This is a genomic window from Pseudomonas izuensis, from assembly GCF_002356535.2.
In the GTDB taxonomy this organism is placed as follows: Bacteria; Pseudomonadota; Gammaproteobacteria; order Pseudomonadales; family Pseudomonadaceae; genus Aquipseudomonas; species Aquipseudomonas izuensis.
Map to the genome: position 1 here is coordinate 3,844,392 of NZ_AP017423.2, position 24,797 is coordinate 3,869,188.

The 24,797-nt window shown below is 61.5% G+C and carries 21 protein-coding genes; 15 read left to right on the forward strand and 6 right to left on the reverse strand.

Going from position 1 to position 24,797, the window contains the following annotated elements:
• Window positions 1–59 precede the first annotated feature (59 nt).
• Complete coding sequence (locus LAB08_RS30790) at window positions 60–377, reverse strand: hypothetical protein (RefSeq protein WP_157755696.1); 318 nt, start codon at window positions 375–377, stop codon at window positions 60–62.
• Window positions 378–1,165: 788 nt separating this feature from the next.
• Here LAB08_RS30790 and LAB08_RS16985 point away from each other — a divergent pair.
• The 4 genes from LAB08_RS16985 (at window position 1,166) to LAB08_RS17000 (ending at window position 5,261) form a co-directional block, all read left to right on the forward strand.
• Window positions 1,166–1,810: a hypothetical protein gene (locus LAB08_RS16985; protein WP_177409551.1), complete on the forward strand. Its 645-nt coding sequence runs from the start codon at window positions 1,166–1,168 to the stop codon at window positions 1,808–1,810.
• Window positions 1,811–1,944: 134 nt separating this feature from the next.
• Window positions 1,945–2,787 carry a DUF6502 family protein gene (locus LAB08_RS16990; RefSeq protein WP_096510631.1) on the forward strand — a complete coding sequence of 281 codons (843 nt, stop codon included), beginning with the start codon at window positions 1,945–1,947 and terminating at the stop codon, window positions 2,785–2,787.
• Window positions 2,784–4,409, forward strand: coding sequence for a DUF5666 domain-containing protein (locus LAB08_RS16995; RefSeq protein ID WP_096510629.1), 1,626 nt, complete (start codon window positions 2,784–2,786; stop codon window positions 4,407–4,409). Before LAB08_RS16990 ends, LAB08_RS16995 begins: the two co-directional genes overlap by 4 nt.
• Before the next feature lie 102 nt (window positions 4,410–4,511).
• Window positions 4,512–5,261, forward strand: coding sequence for a hypothetical protein (locus LAB08_RS17000; RefSeq protein ID WP_096510627.1), 750 nt, complete (start codon window positions 4,512–4,514; stop codon window positions 5,259–5,261).
• A gap of 30 nt (window positions 5,262–5,291) precedes the next feature.
• On the opposite strand, the gene LAB08_RS17005 is transcribed toward LAB08_RS17000, so the two are convergent.
• Complete coding sequence (locus LAB08_RS17005; RefSeq protein ID WP_096510625.1) at window positions 5,292–6,173, reverse strand: NmrA family NAD(P)-binding protein; 882 nt, start codon at window positions 6,171–6,173, stop codon at window positions 5,292–5,294.
• 110 nt (window positions 6,174–6,283) lie between these two features.
• Window positions 6,284–6,925, reverse strand: coding sequence for an HD domain-containing protein (locus LAB08_RS17010; RefSeq protein WP_096510623.1), 642 nt, complete (start codon window positions 6,923–6,925; stop codon window positions 6,284–6,286).
• 160 nt (window positions 6,926–7,085) lie between these two features.
• On the opposite strand from LAB08_RS17010, the gene LAB08_RS17015 reads away from it, so the two are divergent.
• Window positions 7,086–8,084, forward strand: coding sequence for a GlxA family transcriptional regulator (locus LAB08_RS17015; protein WP_096510621.1), 999 nt, complete (start codon window positions 7,086–7,088; stop codon window positions 8,082–8,084).
• 166 nt (window positions 8,085–8,250) lie between these two features.
• Entirely contained in the window at window positions 8,251–8,937 is a 687-nt protein-coding gene (locus LAB08_RS17020) for a hypothetical protein (protein ID WP_157755695.1), read from the forward strand.
• A 179-nt stretch (window positions 8,938–9,116) separates the two neighbouring features.
• Here the strand turns inward: LAB08_RS17020 and LAB08_RS17025 are convergent, their stop codons facing one another.
• The 3 genes from LAB08_RS17025 to LAB08_RS17035 form a co-directional block, all read right to left on the reverse strand.
• Window positions 9,117–9,515 (reverse strand): YfeK family protein, encoded by a 399-nt coding sequence (locus LAB08_RS17025; protein WP_096510617.1) that lies wholly within the window; start codon window positions 9,513–9,515, stop codon window positions 9,117–9,119.
• 70 nt (window positions 9,516–9,585) lie between these two features.
• Window positions 9,586–11,151, reverse strand: a complete 1,566-nt coding sequence (locus LAB08_RS17030) for a phospholipase D family protein (protein ID WP_096510616.1) — start codon at window positions 11,149–11,151, stop codon at window positions 9,586–9,588.
• A gap of 350 nt (window positions 11,152–11,501) precedes the next feature.
• Window positions 11,502–12,452, reverse strand: coding sequence for a LysR family transcriptional regulator (locus tag LAB08_RS17035; RefSeq protein ID WP_197706313.1), 951 nt, complete (start codon window positions 12,450–12,452; stop codon window positions 11,502–11,504).
• Window positions 12,453–12,855: 403 nt separating this feature from the next.
• Here LAB08_RS17035 and LAB08_RS17040 point away from each other — a divergent pair, with 403 nt between their 5' ends.
• From LAB08_RS17040 to LAB08_RS17080, 9 genes are all read left to right on the forward strand, one after another.
• Complete coding sequence (locus tag LAB08_RS17040; RefSeq protein WP_096510612.1) at window positions 12,856–13,185, forward strand: DUF485 domain-containing protein; 330 nt, start codon at window positions 12,856–12,858, stop codon at window positions 13,183–13,185.
• Window positions 13,182–14,831: a cation acetate symporter gene (locus LAB08_RS17045; protein WP_096510610.1), complete on the forward strand. Its 1,650-nt coding sequence runs from the start codon at window positions 13,182–13,184 to the stop codon at window positions 14,829–14,831. Before LAB08_RS17040 ends, LAB08_RS17045 begins: the two co-directional genes overlap by 4 nt.
• 168 nt (window positions 14,832–14,999) lie before the next feature.
• Entirely contained in the window at window positions 15,000–16,250 is a 1,251-nt protein-coding gene (locus tag LAB08_RS17050; RefSeq protein ID WP_096510608.1) for an OprD family porin, read from the forward strand.
• Between the two features lie 267 nt (window positions 16,251–16,517).
• Window positions 16,518–18,221 carry an AMP-binding protein gene (locus LAB08_RS17055; RefSeq protein ID WP_096510606.1) on the forward strand — a complete coding sequence of 568 codons (1,704 nt, stop codon included), beginning with the start codon at window positions 16,518–16,520 and terminating at the stop codon, window positions 18,219–18,221.
• A 102-nt stretch (window positions 18,222–18,323) separates the two neighbouring features.
• Window positions 18,324–19,832, forward strand: coding sequence for a CoA-acylating methylmalonate-semialdehyde dehydrogenase (locus tag LAB08_RS17060; RefSeq protein ID WP_096510605.1), 1,509 nt, complete (start codon window positions 18,324–18,326; stop codon window positions 19,830–19,832).
• A gap of 110 nt (window positions 19,833–19,942) precedes the next feature.
• On the forward strand, window positions 19,943–20,833 hold the full coding sequence (mmsB, locus tag LAB08_RS17065; RefSeq protein WP_096510604.1) for a 3-hydroxyisobutyrate dehydrogenase: 891 nt from the start codon (window positions 19,943–19,945) through the stop codon (window positions 20,831–20,833).
• A gap of 2 nt (window positions 20,834–20,835) precedes the next feature.
• A complete protein-coding gene (locus LAB08_RS17070; protein WP_096510603.1) occupies window positions 20,836–21,924 on the forward strand; it encodes an enoyl-CoA hydratase/isomerase family protein in 1,089 nt (362 codons plus the stop codon).
• An 18-nt stretch (window positions 21,925–21,942) separates the two neighbouring features.
• Complete coding sequence (locus LAB08_RS17075; RefSeq protein ID WP_096510602.1) at window positions 21,943–23,094, forward strand: acyl-CoA dehydrogenase family protein; 1,152 nt, start codon at window positions 21,943–21,945, stop codon at window positions 23,092–23,094.
• Between the two features lie 63 nt (window positions 23,095–23,157).
• Window positions 23,158–24,786, forward strand: a complete 1,629-nt coding sequence (locus LAB08_RS17080) for a methyl-accepting chemotaxis protein (RefSeq protein ID WP_096510601.1) — start codon at window positions 23,158–23,160, stop codon at window positions 24,784–24,786.
• Window positions 24,787–24,797 lie beyond the last annotated feature (11 nt).

The following is a 24,797-nucleotide window of genomic DNA, read 5'->3' on the forward strand; positions in this document are numbered from 1 at the left end:
CGATATGGAGATGGGTACGCAACGTCAAGCGGAGGTGCATCATGCTGCTCAAGAAATGTTTATTGGCTCTGGCAATAGGCGCAGTCCTGTCGGCATCGACTGTTCTGGTGCCCGATTACATCAGTAGTTTCTCCAGTGTGCAGGCCAAGGATGGTGGCGGTGGTGGCGGCCATGGCGGTGGCAACAGCGGTGGTCACGGTGGGTCCGGCAACGGCGGCTCCGGAGGCAGTGGACACGGTGGTGATGGCGGCAGCGGCCACGGAGAGGGTGGCGATCATGGTGCTGCAGGCCATGACGGTGACGGTCATGGCGGCCCGGGACGCGGCGACGCTGACCATGGTGGTATGGCCGGTAACAGAGGCCCGGGCAATGCGCATGACAACGACGCGGACAACGATGCCGCCGATGCTGCCAGGGACGCTGCCAGAAACGATGCGAACGCAGCCAGAGACGCTGCAAGAGCTGATGCAGATGCCGCCCGGGATGCTGCCAGGGCCGCTGCAGACGCCGCCAGGGATGCCGCCAGAGCTGAGGCGGATGCAGCCCGGGACGCTGCAAAAGCGGCTGGCGTAGCGGGCGCAGATGCAACCCGGGATGCTGCCAGGGCTGCGGCAGATGCGGCCAGAGACGCCGCCAAGGCAAACGCGGATGCAGCCAGAGATGCCGCCAGGGCTGCTGCAGATACCGCCAGGGACACCGCCAAAGCTGAGGCGAATGCAGCCAGAGAGGATGTGGCGGACGCCCCGGACGCACCGGATGTCGACGCGGCTGAGGTACGGAATTAGGCCCGCACGTTCCGCAATGGATACGGCAGGCATACCCATGGAAAACGTCCCGGGCGCTTGAGGGACGTATTGGCAAAGAGTCGCAAGCCCTGATAAGCCACGGGGGTTTGCGACTTTTTTTTCGAAATCGTGTCGCACTCTCCCGCCTTCGCGTTCGTTTATTCAGCCCCCTCTCCTTCCATCTCCCCAACCGGCGGTCGGCTTTCTCCTGCGCGGGTTGACCCTGAGCCAGAAAAGGCTAACTTACAACAAGTGGGAAATTTTCCCACGCCGATATTTCAGAAGACACTGTAACGCTCAGGGGTTGCTCCCATGCTGCTCCCGGATTGCAACCTGATTGCGTTTGCACTGTTCGCGGTCAATCACCAGGAGAATGCACGATGAACACTTACTCGCTTTTCAAGAGAGGTTTACTGGCGCTGGCAATCGGTGGCGTCCTCTCGGCTTCCACTGTTTTGATACCTGACTCCATTTCCCATGACTCGAGCGCCTATGCCAAGGATGGTGGTGGCGGTGGTGGTGGTCACGGCGGTGGCGGTGGCGGCAACGGCGGTGGCGGCGGCAACGGCGGCGGTGGCGGCAACGGCGGTGGCGGCGGCAACGGCGGTGGCGGCGGCGGTGGCAACGGCGGTGGCAACGGCGGTGGCAGCGGTGGCGGCGGCAACAGTGGGCATGGCGATGGCGGCAACAGTGGTCACAGCGGCAGCGACCATGGCAATGGGAATTCCGGCCATGCCGGATCTGGAAGCTCGAACTCCGGTCGCAGTGGTACCCATGCAGAGGCAGGAGACGACCACGGTAACCATGCCCGCGGCGAGGTCGGTGACGATCACGGTAACCACGCCCGCGGTGAGGTCGGTGACGATCATGGTGTCCACGCCGGCGGCGAGGTCGGTGACGATCATGGCGTCCACGTTGGCGGCGAGCCCGGTGACGATCATGGCGTCCACGCCGGCGGCGAGCCTGGTGACGACAACGGCAACCATGCAGGTGGCGAACCCGGCGACGACAACAGCCGGACTTGAAGCGGCGACCTGATGGCCTCATACAAAACCCTGGGACCGGTTTTGTATGAGGCACGGCAAAAAATACCCGCCAGCATTCATGGGATTATTTCCCACACAGCTATACTAGGGTTGTCTATCCAGGAATGCGCTGAATGCAATCGTCCACCCTGCCCGCCTCCCTCCTCAAAGCCCTGCGGCATGTCATGCGGCCGCTGGTACGCCTGATGCTGCGCAAAGGCGTCACCTACCTGGTGTTCGCCGACCTGCTCAAGGAGGTTTTCGTCGAGGTGGCGGACCGTGAATTCCGCCTGGACGACAAGGCACCGACCGACAGCCGCATCAGCCTGCTCACCGGCGTGCACCGCAAGGACGTACGGCGTCTGCGCAATACCAGCGACCCCATTTCTTCCACCCTTCCTGAAAACATCACCTTCGGTGCGCAACTGGTCAACGCCTGGACCAACGCGCCTTTTTGCGACAACGCCGGCCAGCCACTGCCGCTGCCTCGACTGGCCAGCGTCGGCGGCGACCGCTCCTTTGACGCCTTGGTGGCGAAAGTCAGCACCGATATCAGGGCACGGGTGGTATTGGATGAGTGGCTGCGCCTGGGCGTCGTGCGCCTTGACGAGCAAGAGTGCGTGCACCTCGAAGTCCAGGCCTTCGTGCCGCAAAAGGGCTTCGATGAGAAAACGGCTTACCTGGGGCATAACCTGCATGATCATGCCTGCGCTGCGGTGCACAACCTGACCAGCGAAGGTCCGGCCTTTTTTGAGCGCAGCGTCCACTATGACGCACTGGCCCCGATGAGCGTCGAGGTGTTGCGCGAGGCCGTCGCCAGCGAGGGGATGCAAGCCCTGCTGAGTTTCAACCGACTCGCCGCCGAACTGGAATTCAAGGACCTGCCCAGCCCTGAACCACGCCAGCGCATCACGGTCGGCTTGTATTTCTACACCGAAGCGTCCGATCTCAATTCGCCGACGGCCCCTAAGCCATGACCCTCCATTTGCGCCTGATCCGTGCAATCGCCCTCATTCTGGGCCTCGGGCTTCCCATTGTGCTGCAAGCCGCCCCCGCCTGTGTCAGTCAGAATAATGCGGGCATAAGTGGAGAGCCGGTCATCCAGGCACCGGGCGGCACCGGCGGTACGGGCGCGGCGCCTGGTGGCATGGGCGGTACCGGCATCGACACCGATAACGGCGGAGTCGGCGGTACCGGCGCACCAATTAAAAAACGCCCTGGCGGCATGGGCGGTACAGGTGACGTTGCAGGCGGCGTGGGTGGCACGGGCATCAGCAACGACAACGGCGGGATCGGTGGCACCGGCATTGTCGGCACCATCACCGGGTTCGCCTCGATCTGCGTCAATGGCCTGGAAGTGCACTTCAACAAAAACGTTCCGGTCAGCGAGAATGGCACTGCCGCCACCAGCACCCACCTGGCGATAGGCCAAGTGGTTGCCGTGGAAGCGTTCAATTCCCGGCGCGGCCTGGAGGCCGGACGCATTTCCATCCTGCACGTCTACGAAGGTCCCTTGACTGCCCTGCCGAGAGATTCCATGCCCATGCGTGTCATGGGGCAACCGGTACGCCTGGCCAGCGGTGCTCAAGTCGCTTCCGGCCTGCGCCCCGGTGATCCCGTACGGGTCAGCGGGCTGCGCGATGCCCGAGGTGAAGTGGTCGCCAGCCGTATCGACCGGGCGCCCGACCTCAAGGAGGCCAGCGCTATCGGCCCGGTGGATCGCAGCGGTTATCTCCAGGGGATCAAACTCGGTAATAACCCGGGCCCGGCGCAGGAAATGCTGGTGCGCGGCCAGTGGTCCGGCCGTGAGCTGAACGTGACCCAAAGCCGACCCGATCCGAGCCTGCCTTTCATTGGCCGGGTACACAATGCGGTGATCGAGGGCCTGGTACAGGGCCGGAACGACCGTCAATGGGTGGTGGGTGGCTTTAATGTGACACTGGCGCGCGACACCGTGTTTGTCGGTGTGCAGCCGTCGGAGCTGGCGCTGGATCGACGCGTGCGGGTCAGCGGTGTGTTCAGTGGTGCGCGGGACGTGCGGGCAACACGCATCGAATTGCCCCGCGAACACTCCGATTCACCCGCGAGCAACCAACACGGACAACTGCGAACCAACGAGCAAAACACGGACGACTCAAGTGGTTCGAGCAATTCGAGCGATTCCAACAGTTCCGGCAACTCCGGTAGCTCCGGCAGCTCCGAAAACTCCGGCAACTCCGGCAGTTCGGGAAACTCGGGCAGTGACAGGAGTGGCCGTTCCGAGAGCGAAGACAGCGTGCGCGACGACACTCGCCACGGGGGCAATGACAGTCATGGCGGCAGCGACAGGCTGGAAAGCGTGGACAAGTCCGGCAAGTCAGAGCGTATCGAGAGGGTCGAGCAACCCGACAAAGTCGAGAAAGTCGAAAGGGTCGAAAAGGTAGAGAAAGTCGAGAAGGTAGAAAGAGTCGAAAAGGTCGATCGCCCCGAGAAGGTTGACAAGGTCGAACGCCCGGAGAAAGTCGAGAAAGTTGAACGGCCAGAAAAAGTCGAGAAGGTCGAGAAAGTCGAAAAGGTCGAGAAGATTGAAAGAGTCGATCGCTCCGGCAAAGGGAGTTAAACCGTGCAGGCATGATGCACAATTGCCATAAGTAACTAGGCTGGGTAAGTCACGCAACAAAGCATGCGTGTGAACTTCGATGATGGAACACACGAGGTGAACATGAACCCCAGGCACGCCCTGCTCGTCGGTTTGCTTGCCAGCCTGGCCTTGCCAGCCCTGGCCGATACCTTCACGACTTCGATTGGAACCGACTACTCACGGGGCGACTATGGCACCGGTACGACGTCTGAAACCTGGTACGTTCCACTGGTGGGCAAATACGAAACTGGTCCCATGACCTACAAGCTCACGGTGCCCTGGCTGCGCATCACCAATCCTTCGGTCGGCCCCGACGGCGAGCCGTTGCCCGGTGGCTGCGGCAAAGTGGAAAGCGGTTTGGGCGACACCGTCGCCGGTGCCGACTATGCCGTGCTTGACGGTAGCATCAGCGGACTTTTCGTGGACCTGATCGGCAAGGTCAAGTTGCCCACCGCCGACGAAGACAAGTGCCTGGGCACCGGCAAAACCGACTTCTCCGCCCAGGTCGATGTCGCCAAGGCCTTCGGCCGATTGACCGGGTTCGCCACCCTGGGCTGGAAAAAGTACGGCGATCCGTCGGGCTCCAACTTCGACAATCCGATATTCGCCGGCCTGGGCTTCGCCATCCCCGTGTTCGCACGCACCTCCGCGGGCGTGTCCTACGACTGGCGGCAGAAGGTCATTTCCACCGGCGACCCGATCAAGGAGCTCACACTCTTCCTCACCCACAAGCTCAATCAGAACTGGAAGTTTCAGTTGTATGCCGTCAAGGGGTTTACCGACGCCAGCCCGGATGGTGAGGCTGGACTATTGTTCAGCCACACCTACTGAGCGCCACCGACTCCAGTGTGTTTCACCTCGTCACGCATACGCGTCCCGGTATTTTTCGATGAACGCCTGCACGGACAACGCGGGCGTGCCGGTCACTTTCTCCACGACATCGTTCACCCCCGCGAAGACGCCCTCCCGGTAATCCTGAGCGACTTCGACCAGGTGCTGTACCAAGGCCGGCGGAAACCTGTACTCGTGCTCCATCTTGTGCTCGAACGCCTCGATCGATGTCGGTGCGTACTGGATCTGCACGCCAAGCACTTCGCTCATGGCAGCGGCGATCTCCGTGTGATTCATCTCGACCGGCCCATGCAGGCTGTAAATCTTGCCCTCGTGCCCCGCAGGGTTGGCCAGGAGGTGGGCGATCACCCGCCCCTGGTCATCGGTCGCGATGGGCGCGTGACGGCCATGCTCGAAGGGGAACTCGATTTTTTTCCTGGCCAGGATCTCCTTCGCGAAGTGCGGGTAGACGAGCCAGTCCGCGAAGAATGTGGGGCGCAGGTGCGTTGTCGGTACCCCCGACCAGTCGAAAACGCGCTCGGAAATCCAGTGATCCTGTGCCAAATGACTCCTGGACTCGCGCCGTGCGGAGATCTGCGACATGTTCACGATCGCCTGTACCCCCGCCTCCTTCGCTGCCTGGGCAAAATAGGCCGCACCGTCGATGATTCCCGGTGCCAGCGGATAAAGAAAATAGGCCGAACGGATGCCTTCCATCGCCGCACGGATATCATCGATATTCGTGAAATCGCCAATCGCAATGTCAACCCCGCGCTCGCGCAGGGCCGCCGCCCTTTCATCGTCCGTGCGTACGTAAGCCCGCACACGCTTGCCCATCTTGAGCAGCTCATCGATGGCAGCCCCACCCGTACGTCCGGTTGCACCGCTTACAAGAATGTCCACTTCGCTCATGACTGTATTCCTCTCAAGCAATTGGAGCCTGTGCTCCGACTGTCAATTGACTTCAACCACCGGCTCGCGGGTTGAAGCCTCTCGTCGCTGCAGAACAATGCAACGGCCTCTCAGCTTTCAAATGGAGCGTTGTCGATCAGGTCGCACACGTTTGGGCAATCGAAACCATGTATGTGGCGACGTCCAACATCCCCCAGCCCGGTACCAATGGCGGTATGCGGTTTTTTCCGGGCAACTTCGGCCACCGCCTGAGTAAACGCGGCCTTCATTCCGATGCGGGGGTAAAGGGCGAGCGTGTCATCAATCAGTGATGGCGTGATTTCCTCCATGAACAGGCCCATGACATCGACATGAGCCCCCATGTAGATCAGGGCGATTTCCGGTTGCTTGCGGTCCGCGATGCCGGCACTGGAGTGAAGAGCGATCGCATCCCAGACCAGTTGCGCTTTCGCGTCCGAATACCCGTTCGCTAACAGGAATCGGCTGGCCGCGTCGGCGCCATCGACTTCAAAACGCTGGTCGGCACAGAACTCGTCGGTAAGCCCCAAGTCATGCAACAGCGAAGCGAGGTAAACGGTTTCCCGGTCGTACTTCAGCCCGCGCTGCTTGCCGAGGAAATCGGCGAACCACCATGTGCGATGTACGTGATTCAGGAGCGCCCTGGAGTGGACCCGCTCAACGAGCGAAGCGGCCTTGCGGGTGAGTTCTGAATCCGGTGCGATGATGCCGCCGACTGTAACGGGTGTGTTCATGCTTGCTTCCCAGGGTTGAGATTGACCTCGCTCCAATCTAATGATTCTGATTTGTCCCAATTGACTATTTTCAGTTGATTCGTGCCAAATTGACGTCGGACACCCACAGGGGACAACCGTGAAAAAACAAACGAACACCCGCCCTCTGCGCCCCGGGCAGATGCAAAAACGCGTGGTGATTCTGGGGATGCCCCCGGTCGATGCACTCGATGTGATCGGCCCTGCCGAGGTGTTTGCCTTCGCCAATAGCCTGCACGACGGCGAAACCGTCCCCTACCAGTTGGACCTGGTTTCATCGGACGACGACCTTCACTTGGCCAGCAGCACGGGCATCAACCTCACGGCGCATAAAACCCTTGAGCAAGAGCGCCAGGCGAACAAGCCCATTGACACCTTGATTGTCGCGGCGGGCCAGCAGTCAGTGGGTCATTTGAACGAAGAGGCCATCGAGTGGATACGGGCGCGTTCCACCAGCGTGCGGCGCGTGTGCTCGATCTGTGTCGCCGCGTTTGCCTTGGCGGAGGCCGGGCTGCTGGAGGGTCGTCGGGCAACCACCCACTGGCAGATGGCACGCGAGCTGGCAGAGCGTTTTCCGCTGATCGAGGTCGACGCAAACCCTATCTGGGTGAAAGACGGCAACGTGTATACATCGGCAGGCATCTCGGCGGGAATCGATCTCACCCTCGCGTTGGTCAGCGAGGACCTGGGCGATCACGTCGCGATGGAGATTGCGAAAAACATGGTCCTGTTCCTGCGGCGTCCGGGGGGACAGGCGCAGTTCAGTGTCACGCTTCAATCGCAGCGTGCGCCGGGTTCAAGTCTGGATGAGCTGTGCCTGTGGATCAGTGAGCATCTGCACACCGACCTTACGGTCGAGAGACTGGCAGACCGGATGTCGACCAGTGTCAGAACGTTGATCCGGACCTTTCAGCGGGACTTGAGGACCACGCCGGCGAAGTATGTCGAAGACGTTCGCCTCGAAGCCGCCTGTCGGGCTTTTGAGCTGGGCGGACATTCAATGGAGCAGGTTGCACGCCAATGCGGCTACAGCAATGTCGATGTGTTGCGCAAAGCGTTTATCAGACGCCTGGGTGTAAGCCCCAAGGAATATGCGCTGCGCTTTGCGCCGGCCAGCCAGCTGGCTCAGGCATACCGTTGATGGGTGGCGTCACCAATGCCGCCTTCGACTCTAAAAAACGGGGCTTGCCGTGATTCGGATTGCGTCTATCACTGAGCAATGTTGCGTTTGCCGCGACTACCTCTAAGCTAGACAAGGACTTACAGGACGAAAAGGAACGTTATACGACACTCCATCGCAACATCACATGTCATTCAATAGTCGTTGGTTAGTAAGAGGCGATGTCTGCTCGCAAATTCCAAAACTTGAAAAGCCGAGAAATCAAGCGATGAACGAAGAGCCAGGATCCAAAGGATGGTGGCAGACCATTCCCGGTATTTTGACGGCAACCGCCGGCATTATTACGGCAATAGCGGCTTTGATTGTTGCTCTCAACCAAGCTGGCTTCTTTGAAACGCAACCCAAAAAGGCCACGCAGGTTCCCAATGGCACCGTCACGCAGGCGACGGGAGGTGAAAGCCGAGCTGACACAACCGCCAAGGCGCCAATGCCGTCGTCAATTGAAGAGACGAAGCCCTACCCTATAACTCTTTCGTCCGGCGCAGAGGTAAGAGTCGGGGACGCCGTTTACAAAATATTATCAGCGCGGCTTGATCGTCATTCTCCGAGCAAACTTTCGTTGAGGTTCGAAGTGCGCATGACCAACAATGACCGATACGACGCAAACTTTTGGGCGGCTTCTTTCCGCTTGCTGATAGGCGGCGTACTGCGCGCACCGGAAAACGATCTTAACGAGCTGGTAGCCAGCCATAGTTCAAAGGAAGGATCGGTGGAATTTGTAATTCCAGATAATGTCACCGACGTAGGACTCCAGATCGGTGAAGTTGGGAACGATGCGCCCGTACTCCAGATCGATCTGCGCGCACCTCACTAGTGGTTCAAGCAGGCGTTATGCATTAAAGCCATACACCTATGCCTGATAAAAATCGACACCCATTGGGGTAACCAAGGCGTTTGCGGATGCTGATAGCAAAACCATAAGACCCCAGTTAGCCGTTTTAGATATCCAGCCCGGCCACGTAGTCGGTCAAGTATGCGTTTCATGGCACAACATCAATGAAATTGCCGTTGCCTCTGGAGTTCCCGCTTCAACCAGATGCTTGCCGGTTCTACGCCTTCCGAACATCGTACCTCATAGGCGCGGCCACTCATGCTGCTTTTAGTGGCAGCAAGATCGATGAAGTCTTCTGCGCTGTTCACCATGTTCTTGCCTTCGAGATAATTCAGCTTCTTCTCCAGATGCGCCCGAGCGCGGGGACCTGGGTATTCGCTCCCGTTGCGCACAAACTGACACTTGCTGTGTTCGACAAAGTCCAGCAAGCCCTTTATCTCTTGATTGGCCTGAGGTGTGGCCTGAGCCTGCGCATTAGGGACAATTGCGAAAAGGCTAATACCCGCAGCCATAATCAATGGGTTGATAAGCCGTGCCGTGACCCCTATCCACATTCGCATGGTTCATCCCGGTCCTGAAAGTGAAATGAATGGAGTGACCTCCAACAGCAAGATCTGGCCTCTTTTTTAGCTATAACATCCTCTCCAGCCCGATCGTGCTGCTGAGCCACGAATTGAAACGTCGCCACCAACTCCCCGGCTCCTTGGTCAACGTATGCTGTTTGCCGTCATCCTCGGTGACCCAGACCAACTGAGACTTTTCCAGCACGACATGATAACTGAGAGTGGGTGCCATACCCTCCAGGGCCAGCTCGCGCACCCGGCCGGCGAGTTGCGCATTATCCACCAACACTCCGACTTCGGTGTTCCACAATAATGAGCGCGAGTCGAAATTGAACGAACCGATAAAAGCTTTCTGCCGGTCGAAAATCATCGCTTTGCTATGCAGGCTGGAATCGGAACTATTGGAAGATCCGCTGTGAAACAGGCGTGGCCTGCTGTCGCTGTCACCGGACCGGCGGCGTAACTCGAACAACTGCACACCATGCTCCAGCAAGGTTTTGCGATAAGGGGCGTAACCACCATGCGCAGCGGGCACATCGGTGGCTTCCAGTGAGTTAGTCAGCAAGCTGATCGACACGCCAGCGTCGGCACGACTGGTCAAGTACATCAACCCCGGTTGTCCGGGCACCATGTAGGCGGAGACCATGATCAGCTCCTTGTTGACCCCGTCAAGCTCGGGTGCCAACTGGGTAGTCAACAGCAAGTGCGGGGGTGGTTCGCCTTTCGACAAGACCTTACTCGGTGCATCCCACATCGCCTTGTTCCAGGCCCAGATCAGCTCGCGGCGCCAGACATGCAGACGTGGGTGAGTGGTGTAGGACATCAACTGTTGGTAGAGAGCATGATTCTGTTTACGCGTTTCCTCCAGGGATTCGTCCAGCCGGGTCCGGGTATTTTTCAGGTCCTTGTTTGTCGGCATGGTGAAGAGAAACTGCTCGATCGGCTTGCTCAGAGCACTGTTCCAGTACTCGTCAAAACCATGCCCCAACTGTTCTGCAACCGGGCCGACACTGAGCATGTCGATGTCGGTGAAATTCTTGTTGGGTTCGGCATCGAAATACTCGTCCCCCAAATTGCGCCCTCCGACGATCGCCACGCTGTTGTCCACCACCCACAATTTGTTGTGCATGCGCCTGTGTTGCTGCGATAGGTTGAACAGGCGGCCCATCGTTCGCGTCACGACGGTGCTGCGGCCCAAATGCAGTGGATTAAACACGCGGATCTGAATCTGCGGGTGGGCAGCCAGCGTCGCGATAATTCGGTCCAGGTCATCGCTGGTCGTGTCATCGAGCAGAATCCGCACGCGGACTCCACGGTCGGCGGCGTCGAGCAATTCGCTCACGAGTATCCGCGTACTAATGCCGTCGTGGACAATGTAGTACTGCAAGTCGAGGCTGCTTTGGGCGTTACGGATCAGCTCGGCGCGTGCGGTGAAAGCCTCGGCACTATCGGATAGCAAGCGAAAACCCGATTGGCCCTGATGGGGGGCTGCCTGGGCCTGGATGGAGCGACCGAACGCCGAATCGCTCGCAGGTAACGCCTGACTGGGTTCGTGAGGAACATTGAGTGTCGTACAGCCATCAAACAGCAAGACGAGCAACAGAAGAGCAAGCAGGGGCTGTTTGATTCTCACGGAGCGTACTCCGGGTGATGGCGATCAGGGATGCCGGATCCCGAAGAATGGTCAGTTGGTATCCATTAGCATTCTGGTCGTATCGACCTTGCGCACTGTTTCTTCGATCTGCGGTGTTGTTTTGGGAGAATAGTTCATCCGCTGGCAAAGATATGACTGACAGCCACCGGTAGGAAAAGAACCCACTGCCAAAAGTTGTGAAAATGACACCGCGACTCATTTTCGTATCCCCCCTTCATTCAATACGCAGCAGATGGGCGAGATAACGCCAGTAGAGGCGATGGGGAGCCAACACAAGAAAAGCCCATGACGGCCACCATCGCCCCCTCTCAATTTGGGATCAATGCAACTCATGGCGACGGCAGATAGGCCATCGCGCGCGACTCGCCCATCAGCAGCGGATGATTGAGCTCCGCACAGGCGCGCAGGTAGTCGGCTACCAAGGTGATCCGCTTGAGCTTTCGCAGATCCTCGCTGTAGTACATCCAGAACTGTCGAGTGACCTCCACCTGGTCCGGCAGCACTTCGCACAGGCGCGGGTCGGGACCGGCGAGGAAGCAGGGCAAGATGGCCAGTGCGCGGCCTTCCAGCGCTGCATGGTATTGGGAGACAACACTGGTGCTGCGCAGGCGACTGTGGGCGCCGGGCAGCAGGTCGTTCAAGTAGAGCAGCTTGAAGCTGAAGGCCAGGTCCTCGACATAGGTCACGAACGGGTGGCTCGCCAAATCCTCGCTGCTGGTAATCGGTGGATGGTTGGCCAGGTACTCCGGTGTCGCATACAGACGCAAGCGGTAGTCGCACAGGCGCGAGCACACGTACGGACCGCGCTCGGGCCGCTCCAGGGTGATGGCGATGTCCGCCTCGCGCCGCGACAGGTTGACGAAGTGCGGGACCGGCAGGATGTCCACTGAGATATGCGGATAGTGAATGATGAAGTGGCTCATCTGCGTGGTGATGAAGCAGGAGCCGAAGGCTTCGGTACAACCGATGCGCAGGTGCCCGGCGAGCCCCCCGGTGGTTCCGGAAACCTGTTCGCAGGCTGCCAGCAGCGTACTTTCCAGTGTTTCGGCGTGGCTGATCAGGCGCTGCCCCTCCACCGTCAGGACGAAACCCGACGTTCGCGATTTCTCGAATAACAGGGCACCCAGGCTTTGCTCAAGCGCGCGGATGCGCCGCGACACCGTGGTGTAGTCCACCCCCAGGCGGCGTGCTGCACCACTGGCGGTGCGGGCACGGGCGACTTCGAGAAAGAAGCGCATATCGTCCCAATTCACATGATTTTGCGTTGTGCGTTTTTGCATATTCATCAGGCTTTTCTGCCAATACATATTGGAAATTTGCAACCATATACTCGCATTCAACGTGATTTGACCAGCACCGTTTCTCGGCCAGGGAGGTCCCAAACTCAATCAGGGCTAACAGCATGAATGCAGGGCGGAACGTCAGCTTTCAAACCGAAAACAGGCAGCTGCGCGGCAGCGAAATCACGGCCATATTTTTGCCAGCCGAAGGCTCATGCAGCGAGCACCCTGTCGGCGCAATCCCTGCGACATTCCACCTTCCCCTCGTCTCGGGAAGATCACCAGAGAGGCTATGACTCCAGCAACAGCATTCAGGCGACGTCCCGCTTCGGGACGTCGCTCGGGTACCCGTACGCCCCTAAAAAGGCCGACCAACAAAAACAATTAAAAGCGGAGCCTCACCATGACGACCGACCATCCGAACCACGCCCGGACCTGCGACCAGGTCAGGGCCAATCCCAAGTTCCAGCGCCTCACACGCCAGCGCTCAATGCTGGCGTGGTCACTGAGCGGCGCCGTCCTGGCCGTCTATTACAGCTTCATCATGGTGGTGGCCTTCGCCCCTGCCTGGCTGCACCGGCCACTGTACGAGGGCAGTCACCTCAGCCTCGGCATGCCGATTGGCGTGGCAATTATCTTGCTGTCCTGGTTGCTGACCGCCAGCTACGTGCATACCGCCAACACCCGCTTCGACGCGCTCAGCGTGCAGATCCTCCAGGAGACCCGCGCATGAAACGCATAGCCGCCCTTCTCGCCCTTTGCCCCCTGCTGGCCAACGCCGACCCCATCACCGCAGAGAAGCAACCGCTCAATGTGCATGCCATCGGCATGTTCTTCGTCTTCGTCCTCGCCACGTTGCTGATCACTTGGTGGGCGTCCCGCCGCACGCGCTCCGCTGCCGACTTCTACAGTGCCGGTGGCGGTATCACGGGGTTTCAAAATGGCTTGGCGATCGCCGGTGACTATATGTCGGCAGCCACGTTGCTGGGCCTTTCGAGCCTGGTATTCACCAAGGGCTATGACGGCTTCATCTACATCATTGGCTTCTTCGTCGGCTGGCCCATCGTCACCTTCTTGATGGCCGAGCGCCTGCGCAACCTGGGCCGCTACACCTTCGCCGACATCGTCTCCTTGCGCCTGGATCAAACCCGCGTGCGCAGCTTCGCCGCCCTCGGCTCGCTGACGGTGGTGTGTTGCTACCTGGTGGTGCAGATGGTCGGTGCCGGCCAGTTGATCAAGCTGCTGTTCGGCCTCGACTATCGCACGGCGGTGGTGGTGGTCGGCCTGCTGATGCTGGTCTACGTGATCTTCGGCGGCATGCTCGCCACCACATGGGTGCAGATCACCAAGGCGGTGCTGCTGCTGGCGGGCGGCACGACCCTGATGCTGATGGCCCTGAGCCGCTTCGGCTTCAGCTTCGAGACGCTGGCTGCCCAAGCCGTGGCGGTGCATGCCAGCGGCGTGCAGATCATGGGCCCGGGCACCTTGCTGGCCGACCCGGTCAACGCGGTGTCACTGTCCCTTGGCCTCGTCTTCGGCATCGCCGGCCTGCCGCACATCCTGATGCGTTTCTTCACCGTGCCCAATGCCAAGGAAGCGCGTAAATCAGTGCTATTCGCCACGGTGTTCATCGGCTTCTTCTTCCTCGTGGTCTGCATCCTCGGCTACACCGCCATCGTCATCGTCGGCACGGACCCGCAGTATTACGTCGACGGTAAGCTCGGCGGCGCGATGATCGGCGGCGGCAACATGGTAGCCATGCACTTGGCCAAGGCCGTGGGCGGCAACCTGTTTCTCGGATTCCTCTCCGCCGTGGCCTTCGCCACCATCCTTGCCGTGGTGGCCGGCCTGGCCCTGGCTGGCGCCTCGGCGATCTCTCATGACCTTTATGCGTCGGTGCTGAAAAAGGGCAAGGCCGACGAGAAGCAGGAAATGCGCGTGTCGCGCATCGCCACGGTCTGCTTGGGCATTGTCGCGATCGCCCTGGGCATTCTGTTCGAGGGCCAGAACATTGCCTTCCTGGTCGGCCTGACGTTCGGTATAGCGGCCTCGGCGAATTTCCCGGTGTTGATCATGGCCATGTACTGGGAGGGCCTGACCACCCGTGGCGCCCTTTACGGTGGCCTCACCGGCCTGATCAGCGCCCTGGTTCTGGTCATCGGTTCGCCATCGGTATGGGTCGGTGTATTGGGCCATGCCAAGGCGATCTTCCCCTACGATCAGCCGGCGCTGTTTTCCATGCCCCTGGCCTTCCTGGTCATCGTGGTGGTGTCCCGGCTGGACCGCAGCGAACGCGCCGACCGTGAGCGCGCCGCCTATGCCGATCAGTTCGTCCGCGCCCAGACCGGCCTGGGCGCGGCCATGGCCAGCAGTCACTAACGCCGCCGTTTTACGGGGTCTATGCCCTGAGCGCGAGTTCACCCCTTAGCGTCGCGCTTTTTTACTCCCGCCCTGCGCCACCCCGCGCCGGGCACCTTCAACAAGCCTTCCCTCCACTGGTCCCGGCCAGTGCGGGAACGGCTTGCCTATAACAACAAGAGGCATGCAATGAAACCCACTCTTTTTACCCTGTTCCTGGCAGGCAGCAGCCTTGCCACCCAAGCCCATGCGGACTTCCTCGCAGACAGCAAGGCCAAACTGGAGTTGCGCAACTTTTACTTCAATCGTGACTACCGTCAGGCGGGTGCCACCCAGTCCATGCAAGAAGAATGGGCCCAGGGCTTCCTGCTGCGCTACGAGTCCGGTTACACCGACGGCATGATCGGCGTCGGCGTCGATGCCCTCGGCCTGCTTGGCGTCAAGCTCGACTCCAGCCCCGATCGCGCCGGGTCCGGCCTGCTCAAACGCGAAAACCAGTCACCCCGGCGCGCCAAGGACGAATACGGCGAAATGGGCCTGACCGCCAAGTTCAAGGCCTCCAGCACGGTGCTCAAACTCGGCACCCTGGCACCCAAGCTACCGGTGCTGCTGGCCAATGACTCGCGCCTGCTGCCACAAACCTTTCGCGGCGGCCAGTTGAACATGCAGGAGATCAAGGGCCTGACCATCGATGCCGGACACCTGGATCGGGTCAACCAGCGTGACTCCTCGGACGACGAAAAAATGGGCATCACCACCACCGGCGCCAAAGGCATCGTCGGCAGCCAGGCGCGCAGCAATGCCTTCGATTTCGCCACCCTGGCCTACCAGTGGAACGAGCGGTTGAACACGAGCTACAGCTACGGTGGCCTGGACAATTTCTACCACCAGCACCAACTCAACCTGGTCCAGGTGCTGCCGCTGGGCGAGGGACAGTCGCTCAAGAGCGATCTGCGCTACGCCCGCTCCACCGACGACGGCAGCAGCAACATCGACAACACGGCATTGGGCGCGATGTTCACTTACGCACTCGGCGGCCATGCCTTTGGTCTCGGCTACCAGCGCATGAGCGGCGATACCGGTTTCGCCTACGTCAACGGCAGCGACGCTTTCCTCGTCAACTTCGTGCAGATCGGTGACTTCGCCAACAGGGACGAGCGCTCCTGGCAGGCGCGCTACGACTACAACTTCGCCGCGCTGGGCGTTCCCGGCCTGACCTTCATGACCCGCTACCTGTCCGGCGACAACATCGATCTGGGCGCCGGCAAACCCGAGGGCCGCGAATGGGAGCGCGACACCGACATCGGCTACGTGGTGCAGAGCGGCCCGTTGAAGAGCGTCGGTCTCAAGTGGCGCAACGCAACCGTGCGTACCAGCCATTTCGGTAACGACCTCAATGAGAACCGCCTGATCCTCAGCTATACCCTGGCGCTCTGGTAAATCCCCCGCAAGACGGGGGCCGCTCGCATCGCCTGACGGTGCGGACGACTCCCGACCGGCGCGCAACATCCATGATTTTTTTGCACAACGCACCGGTTTTTATGAGCATTCTTAATTGATTTTTGCATGCCTATACTGGGTTCCACAGCCTGGTCATGAACCGGCTCAGACCCAACAAAAACAACCAAGGGCACCCACCGTGAAGACATTCATGCTTGCCGCCGTCTCCCCGCTATCAAGTACCCGCACGGCTCTCGGGAGACTCCAATGAACAGCCACTGCCAACCCTTCCTCGCCGCTCGGGATTTCCTGCTCACCCACCGTACCGACTACGCCACTGCCGCGCGTGATTTCCGCTGGCCGCAGCTGAACGAGTTCAACTGGGCACTGGATTACTTCGATGCGATGGCCGAGGGCAACCAGGCCAACGCCCTGTGGATCGTCGAAGAAGACGGCAGCGAACAGCGCTATAGCTTCGAACAGCTGGCCTTGCGCTCCAACCAGGTGGCCAATCACCTGCGTGACCTCGGCGTGCGCCGCGGCGAGCGTATCTTGCTGATGCTCGGCAACGACGTCGCCCTGTGGGAAACCATGCTGGCAGCCTTCAAGCTCGGCGCCGTGGTCATTCCCGCCACCGCCCTGCTGACGCCCGATGACCTGCGCGACCGCATCGAGCGCGGCCAGGTTCGCCATCTCGTGGTCGGCGGCGCCCACGTCGACAAGTTCGCCGGTCTGGGCGAAGGCTGCAGCCGCGTCTGCGTCGGCCCGGGCCCTGCCGACTGGACCCCGCACAGCGCCGCCAGCGAATACTCCGAACAGTTCGAAGTCGAGGGCCGCACCCTGGCCACCGACCCGATGTTGCTGTACTTCACCTCGGGCACCACTTCCAAGCCGAAGATGGTGCTGCACAGTCACCAGAGCTACCCGGTCGGCCACCTGTCGACCATGTACTGGATCGGCCTGCAGCCGGGCGACCTGCACTTGAACATCTCGTCACCGGGCTGGGCCAAGCACGCCTGGAGCTGCCTCTTCGCACCGTGGAACGCCGGCGCCTGCATCTTCATCCACAATGTCGCGCGCTTCAGCGCCCCCGCCCTGCTCGCCGCTCTGGAACGCTACGGCGTCACCAGCCTGTGCGCCCCGCCCACCGTGTGGCGCATGCTGATCCAGGAAGACCTGGCCAGTTACAAGGCGCGCTTGAACCTGCGCGAACTGGTGGGCGCCGGTGAGCCGCTGAACCCGGAGATCATCGAGCAGATCCTGCATGCCTGGGACTTGCCACTGCGTGACGGCTTCGGCCAGTCGGAAACCACCGCCCTGGTCGGCAACACACCCGGCCAACTGCTCAAGCCCGGTTCCATGGGCCGTCCGCTACCGGGCTACCGGGTGACCATGCTCGACCCCGATGGCGTACCCGGCAATGAGGGTGAAGTGGCCCTGCCACTGGACGTGCGACCACTGGGCCTGATGTTGTGCTACGAAGACAGCCCGGAGAAAACCGCCGAGGTGATGCGCGACGGTTACTACCGCACCGGCGACACCGCGCAGATCGACGATGATGGCTATATCACCTTTGTCGGCCGCGCCGACGATGTGTTCAAAGCCTCCGACTACCGCATCAGTCCCTTCGAGCTGGAAAGCGCACTGATCGAACACCCGGCGGTGATGGAAGTGGCCGTGGTGCCAAGCCCGGACCCAGTGCGCCTGGCCGTACCCAAGGCGTTTCTGATCCTGGCCCATGACGAACCCGGGTGCGCCGAGCTGGCCGGCAACATCCTCGCCTTTGCCCGTGAGCACCTGGCGCCCTACAAGCGGGTGCGACGCATTGAGTTCGTCACCGAGCTGCCCAAAACCATCTCCGGCAAGATCCGCCGGGTAGAACTGCGGCAGATGGAAGCACAGCGCCGTCAGAGCGACGCGCGCGGCGCTCACGAGTACTTCGAAGAAGACTTCCCACAGCTCAAGGGCTGAATCCGGGCCGGTACGCCGGCCCTTTCGAATTCAAATCCGACCGCTCGGCCAATCTGGCCGAGGGGCTTAACTCGACCCAAAGAAAGCAGGCAGGACCCGAAAATGACCTCTTCCATCGTTCCAAGCGTCAAGCTCCTGATCAACGGCGAGTTCGTCGAATCGCGCACCACCCAGTGGCGTGACGTGGTCAACCCGGCCACCCAGGAAGTCCTGGCTCGCGTGCCCTTCGCCACCGCCGAGGAAATGGACGCTGCCGTGGCCAGCGCCAAGGAAGCCTTCAAGACCTGGCGCAAGACGCCGATCGGCGCCCGCTCGCGAATCTTCTTCAAATACCAGCAGCTGATCCGCGAGAACATCAAGGAACTGGCCGCCCTGCTCACCGCCGAACAGGGCAAAACCCTGCCCGATGCCGAAGGTGATGTGTTCCGTGGCCTGGAGGTGGTCGAGCACGCCACCGCCATCGGCAATCTGCAAATGGGCGAGTTGGCCAACAACGTCGCCAACGGCGTCGACACCTTCACCTTGATGCAGCCGCTGGGCGTGTGTGCCGGTATCACCCCGTTCAACTTCCCGGCGATGATCCCGCTGTGGATGTTCCCGATGGCCATCGCTACCGGCAACACCTTCATCCTCAAGCCGTCCGAGCAAGACCCGCTGGTGACCATGCGCCTGGTGGAACTGGCGGTGGAGGCCGGTGTGCCCAAGGGCGTGCTCAACGTCATCCACGGCGGCGTCGATGCGGTGAACCTGATCTGCGACCACCCGGACATCAAGGCCGTGTCCTTCGTGGGCTCGACCAAGGTCGGCACCCATGTCTACAACCGCGCCACCCAGAACGGCAAACGCGCACAGTGCATGATGGGGGCGAAGAACCACGCCATCGTCCTGCCCGATGCCAACAAACAGCAGACGCTGAACAACCTGCTGGGCGCCTCCTTCGGCGCTGCCGGCCAGCGCTGCATGGCCCTGCCGGTGGTGATCCTGGTCGGTGAAGCGCAGGCCTGGTTGCCGGACCTGATCGAGCGGACCAAAACCCTCAAGGTCAATGGCGGCACCGAACCGGGTACCGATATCGGTCCGGTGATCTCCTGCGCAGCCCTGGATCGCGTCAACAGTCTGATCGCCAGTGGCATCGAAGAAGGCGCCAGGCTCGAACTGGATGGACGCAACCCGAGCGTACCTGGCTATCAGGACGGCAATTTCGTTGGCCCGACCATTTTCTCCGGCGTCACGGCGCAAATGTCCGTGTACCGCGAAGAAATCTTCGGCCCGGTGCTGTGCGTCATGCACGCCGCCACCCTGAACGAGGCAATCGAGATCATCAACGCCAACCCGAATGGCAACGGCACCGCCCTGTTCACCCGCTCCGGCGCGGCGGCCCGTCACTTCCAGGAAGAAATCGACGTCGGCCAGGTGGGTATCAACGTGCCGATCCCGGTACCGGTGCCGCTGTTCTCCTTCTCCGGTTCGCGCGCTTCCAAGCTCGGCGATCTGGGCCCTTACGGCAAGCAAGTGGTGACGTTCTACACCCAGACCAAGACGATCACCCAGCGCTGGTTCGACGAGGATGACACCGGCGGCGCCGTGAACACCACCATCACCCTGAAATGATCCCTGGCGGCCGGTGCCCGGCATCGGCCGCCAGACGCTCAACGGTGCAGTACCCGCCATTACCGGGCGATGCGCAATAGCGTGCCCCCCACTCGCAAAAGGTAGTCATCATGCATATCGGATTTCTCGGACTCGGCAACATGGGCGGCCCAATGGCCCGCAACCTGCTCAAGGCCGGCCACAGCCTGACCGTCTTCGATCCCTTCCCCCAGGCGGTCGCCGCCCTGGTGGATGCCGGCGCCAGCGCCGCCGACTCCCCCGCCGCCGTGGCCAAAGCCAGGGTTGAGGTGATCATCACCATGCTGCCGACCGCCGACCACGTGAAGCAGGTCTATCGCGGCCAGGACGGTCTGCTGGCCAACATTGGCCCGGGCGTGTTGCTGATCGACAGCTCGACCATCGACCCGCTCAGCGCCCGCGAGGTGGCCAAATTCGCCCTTGCCCAAGGCAATCCGATGCTCGATGCGCCGGTATCCGGCGGCACCGGCGGCGCCACGGCAGGCACCCTGACTTTCATGGTCGGCGGCCCGGTCAGTGTGTACGACCAAGCCCTGCCGATTCTCTCGGCCATGGGCCGCAACATCGTGCATTGCGGTGCTGCAGGCAACGGCCAGGTGGCCAAGATCGCCAACAACATGCTGCTCGGCATCTCCATGGTCGGCGTCGCCGAGGCCATGGCCCTGGGCGTGACCCTGGGCATGGACGCCAAGGTGCTGGCCGGTGTCATCGGTACTTCCACCGGTCGCTGCTGGAGTTCGGAGATCAACAATCCGTTCCCCGGCGTGCTGGAAAACGCGCCGGCCTCGCGTGGTTACAGTGGCGGCTTTGGTACCGACCTGATGCTCAAGGACCTCGGCCTCGCCACCGAAGCAGCCAGGCATGCACGTCAACCGGTGGTGCTCGGCGCTGCCGCCCAACAGCTGTACCAGACCTTCAGCCTGCAAGGTAATGGCAGCCTGGACTTCTCCGCCATCATCAAACTGTTCCGTGGAGAAGCCTGAGCATGAGCGAGCAGCAAGCCCCGGTGCTGGCCAGTGTGCGCAACCGCATCGGCCACCTGACGCTGAATCGACCGAGCGCATTGAACACCCTGGACCTGCCCATGGTGAAACTGCTTTGCCGGTACCTGTGGGTCTGGGAACAGGACCCGGAGATCGTCGCCGTGACCCTGCGGGGCGCCGGGGAAAAAGCCTTCTGCGCCGGTGGCGACATCCGCATGCTGTACGACAGTCACACCGCCGGTGACAACCTGCACGAGCTGTTCCTCGAAGAGGAGTACGCCCTTGACGAGTACCTGCATGGCTACCCAAAACCGGTGCTGGCGCTGCTGGACGGTTTTGTCCTGGGCGGCGGCATGGGGCTGGCACAAGCGGCTTCGCTGCGGGTGATCACCGAGCGCACGCGGATGGGCATGCCGGAAGTCGGCATCGGCTTTTTCCCCGACGTCGGCAGTAGCTATTTCCTGCCGCGCCTTCCGGGTGAGCTGGGTACCTATCTGGGGGTGACAGGCTGCCAGGTACGGGCCGCCGATGCGCTCTATGCCAACCTGGCGGACTACTGCCTGGCCAGCGAGCGATTGGCGGAACTGGATGCCGCCCTGGATCACTTGAACTGGACCCCTGCGCCTGAAGAAGACCTGCGAGACCTGCTCGACGGTCTGGCCACCGAGCGTATTGCGGGGTCGGAACTCAAGGCTTATCGCGATGTGATCGATGAGTATTTCGCCCTGCCGGATGTGCCGGCGATTCGCACCGCGCTGCAGCGTGAGCAGCGGCCGGAGCTGCGCGACTGGGCCGAACAGACGGTCGGGCTGCTCGACAGCCGCTCGCCGCTGGCAATGGCCACGACACTGGAGCTGTTGCGTCGCGGCCGTTACCTGAGCCTGGCCGACTGTTTTGCCCTGGAGTTGCACCTGGACTACCAGTGGTTCGACAAGGGCGATCTGATGGAGGGCATACGCGCCCTGATCATCGACAAGGACAAAAGCCCCCGCTGGAATCCGTCCACCCTGGCAGAGCTGGCACCCCCTCGGGTGCAGGCCTTTTTCAGCGGCTTCCAGCCAGCCTGCGCCTCCCCTCTTCGCACGGCCTGATCGACAGGAGACAACGCAATGCACGATATCGAATTGACCGAAGAACAACGCATGATCCGCGACATGGCACGGGACTTCGCCCGCAGCGAAGTCGGACCGCAGGCCCAGGCCTGGGAGAAGGCAGGCTGGATCGATGACGCCGTGGTGGCGCAGATGGGTGAACTGGGCCTGCTGGGCATGGTGGTGCCGGACACCTGGGGCGGCAGTTACACCGACTATGTGGCCTACGCCCTGGCCGTGGAGGAAATCTCGGCCGGCGACGGCGCCCTCGGCGCATTGATGAGCATCCACAATTCCGTGGGCTGTGGCCCCTTGCTCAAATATGGCAGCCCGTCCCAGCAAGACCGCTGGTTGCCGCTTCTGGCCAGTGGCCAGGCGATCGGCTGTTTCTGCCTGACCGAGCCACAGGCTGGCACCGAAGCTCACAACCTGCGCACCCGCGCCGAACTGCGCGACGGCCAGTGGGTACTCAACGGCGCCAAGCAGTTCGTCAGTAACGGCAAGCGCGCCCAGCTGGCCATTGTCTTCGCCGTCACCGATCCGGAGCTGGGCAAGAAGGGCCTGTCGGCCTTCCTGGTGCCGACTGACAATCCCGGCTTCGTGGTCGACCGCAGCGAACACAAGATGGGCATCAAGGCCTCCGATACCTGCGCGGTAACTCTGAACAATTGCACGATCCCCGAGGCCAATCTGCTGGGCGAGCGCGGCAAGGGCCTGGCCATTGCCCTGTCCAACCTGGAAGGCGGTCGCATCGGCATTGCCGCCCAGGCCTTGGGCATTGCCCGCGCCGCCTTCGAGGCCGCGCTGGGGTACGCCCGCGAACGCGTCCAGTTCGGCAAGCCGATCATCGAACACCAGAGCGTATCCAACCTGCTCGCCGATATGCATACCCGGCTCAATGCTACGCGCCTGTTGGTGCTGCATGCCGCGCGCCTGAAAAGCGCCGGGCAATCGTGTCTGTCAGAAGCGTCCCAGGCCAAGCTGTTCGCCTCGGAAATGGCCGAGCGCGTGTGCTCCAGCGCCCTGCAGATCCATGGCGGCTACGGCTACCTGGAGGACTACCCGGTAGAGCGCTATTACCGCGATGCGCGCATCACCCAGATCTACGAAGGCACCAGCGAGGTCCAGCGCCTGCTGATCGCCCGCGAGCTGGCCCACTACGCGCTCTGACCCGTTGGCCGGAAGCGTCCACTGCGTCCGGCTTCCCCTCTTCCGCCCCTTCTGGAGTTGCCCATGCCCGGCCTGCGCAATATTCCCATCAGCCGTCGCCTCTGGTTGATCCTGCTGACGTCCATCCTGATGCTGCTGATTCTCGCTGGCCTGATGCTCAAACAGAACTATGAGGACCTTTATGCGGCCAAGGCGCTGAAAACCCGTCACGTGGTCGAGACCGCCAGCGGCATCCTGCGCCATTTCCAGAACCTGGAAGGCCAGGGTCTCGATCGTGAGCAGGCGCAACAACAGGCCAGGGCGGTCATACGCGACCTGCGCTATGACCGCGAGGAGTACTTCTGGATCGAAGACCTCGACACACGGATGGTCATGCACCCCAATGCCAAGCTCGAGGGCAAGCGCATGGCCGGCACCCGCGACCCCGACGGCAAGGCACTGTTCGACGAGATGGTGGCCGTGGCCATGCGCGACGGTTCCGGCCTGGTGCACTACCGTTGGCCAAGGCCGGGTTCCGAGGCGCCGGTGGAGAAGGTTTCCTACGTCGAACTGTTCAAGCCCTGGGGCTGGATTGTGGGCTCGGGCATCTACGTCGACGACGTGCAAATCGAGTTCCGCCGCCAGCTGATACAGGCCTTCGTCATACTGGTGACGATCTCCCTGCTGCTCAGCGCGCTGATCCTGCTGATCGCCCGCAGCATCGCCTCGCCACTGACGCAGGTGGTCAATGCCATGGAAAACATCGCCAGCGGCGAAGCCGACCTGACCCATCATCTGGACAGCCGCTGGCGCGATGAGCTGACCGCCCTGAGCGGCCACTTCAACGCGTTCACCAGCAAGCTGCGCGCGGTGATCGGCCAGTCCATGCAGACTGCCGGCAATCTGGACAAGGCCTCGCAATCGCTCGGTGAAATTGCCAGCAATAGCCAACGCCACAGCCAGCAGCAGTCGCAGCAGATGGAACTGGTGGCCGCCGCCATTCACGAGGTCTCCTATGCGGTGCAGGAAGTGGCGAAGAACGCCGAGCACGCCGCCAACGAAGTCCGCCAGGCCGATGAGCAAGCCTGCAAGGGCCAGCACAACATCGACAGCAGCCTGCGCCAGATCGATCAATTGTCCGAGACCATCGGCCAAGCCGTCGAAGTGATCCAGAGCCTGGCCCAGGAAAGCACCCAGATCGGCAGTGTGCTGGAAGTCATCCGCGCCATCGCCGAGCAGACCAACCTGTTGGCGCTGAACGCCGCCATCGAGGCGGCGCGCGCTGGCGAACAGGGTCGCGGCTTCGCCGTGGTGGCCGACGAAGTGCGTCTGCTGGCCCAGCGCACCCAGCAATCCACTGCGCAGATTCAGGGCATGATCGAACGCCTGCAGGGCAACTCGGAGGCGGCGGTCAATGTCATCACTGCCAGCAGCCAGGCCGCGCAGCAAACCGTGGAACAGGCGCGCGAAACCGGCGAGAGCCTGCACCAGGTCATCACGGCGCTACGTAACCTCACCGAGCTGAACGCCTCGATCGCCAGTGCCACCCTGGAACAGGCCCATGTGGTCGAAGACATCAACCAGAATGTCACCCGTGCAGCCACGCTGGCCCAAGAGAATGCCCTGGCGGCAGACCGGTCCAACGACGCCAGCCTGGAATTGGGCCAATTGGCGGGCCAGCTCAATCGGCTGTTGGGGCAGTTTCGCGTATGAGAGGGATGAGC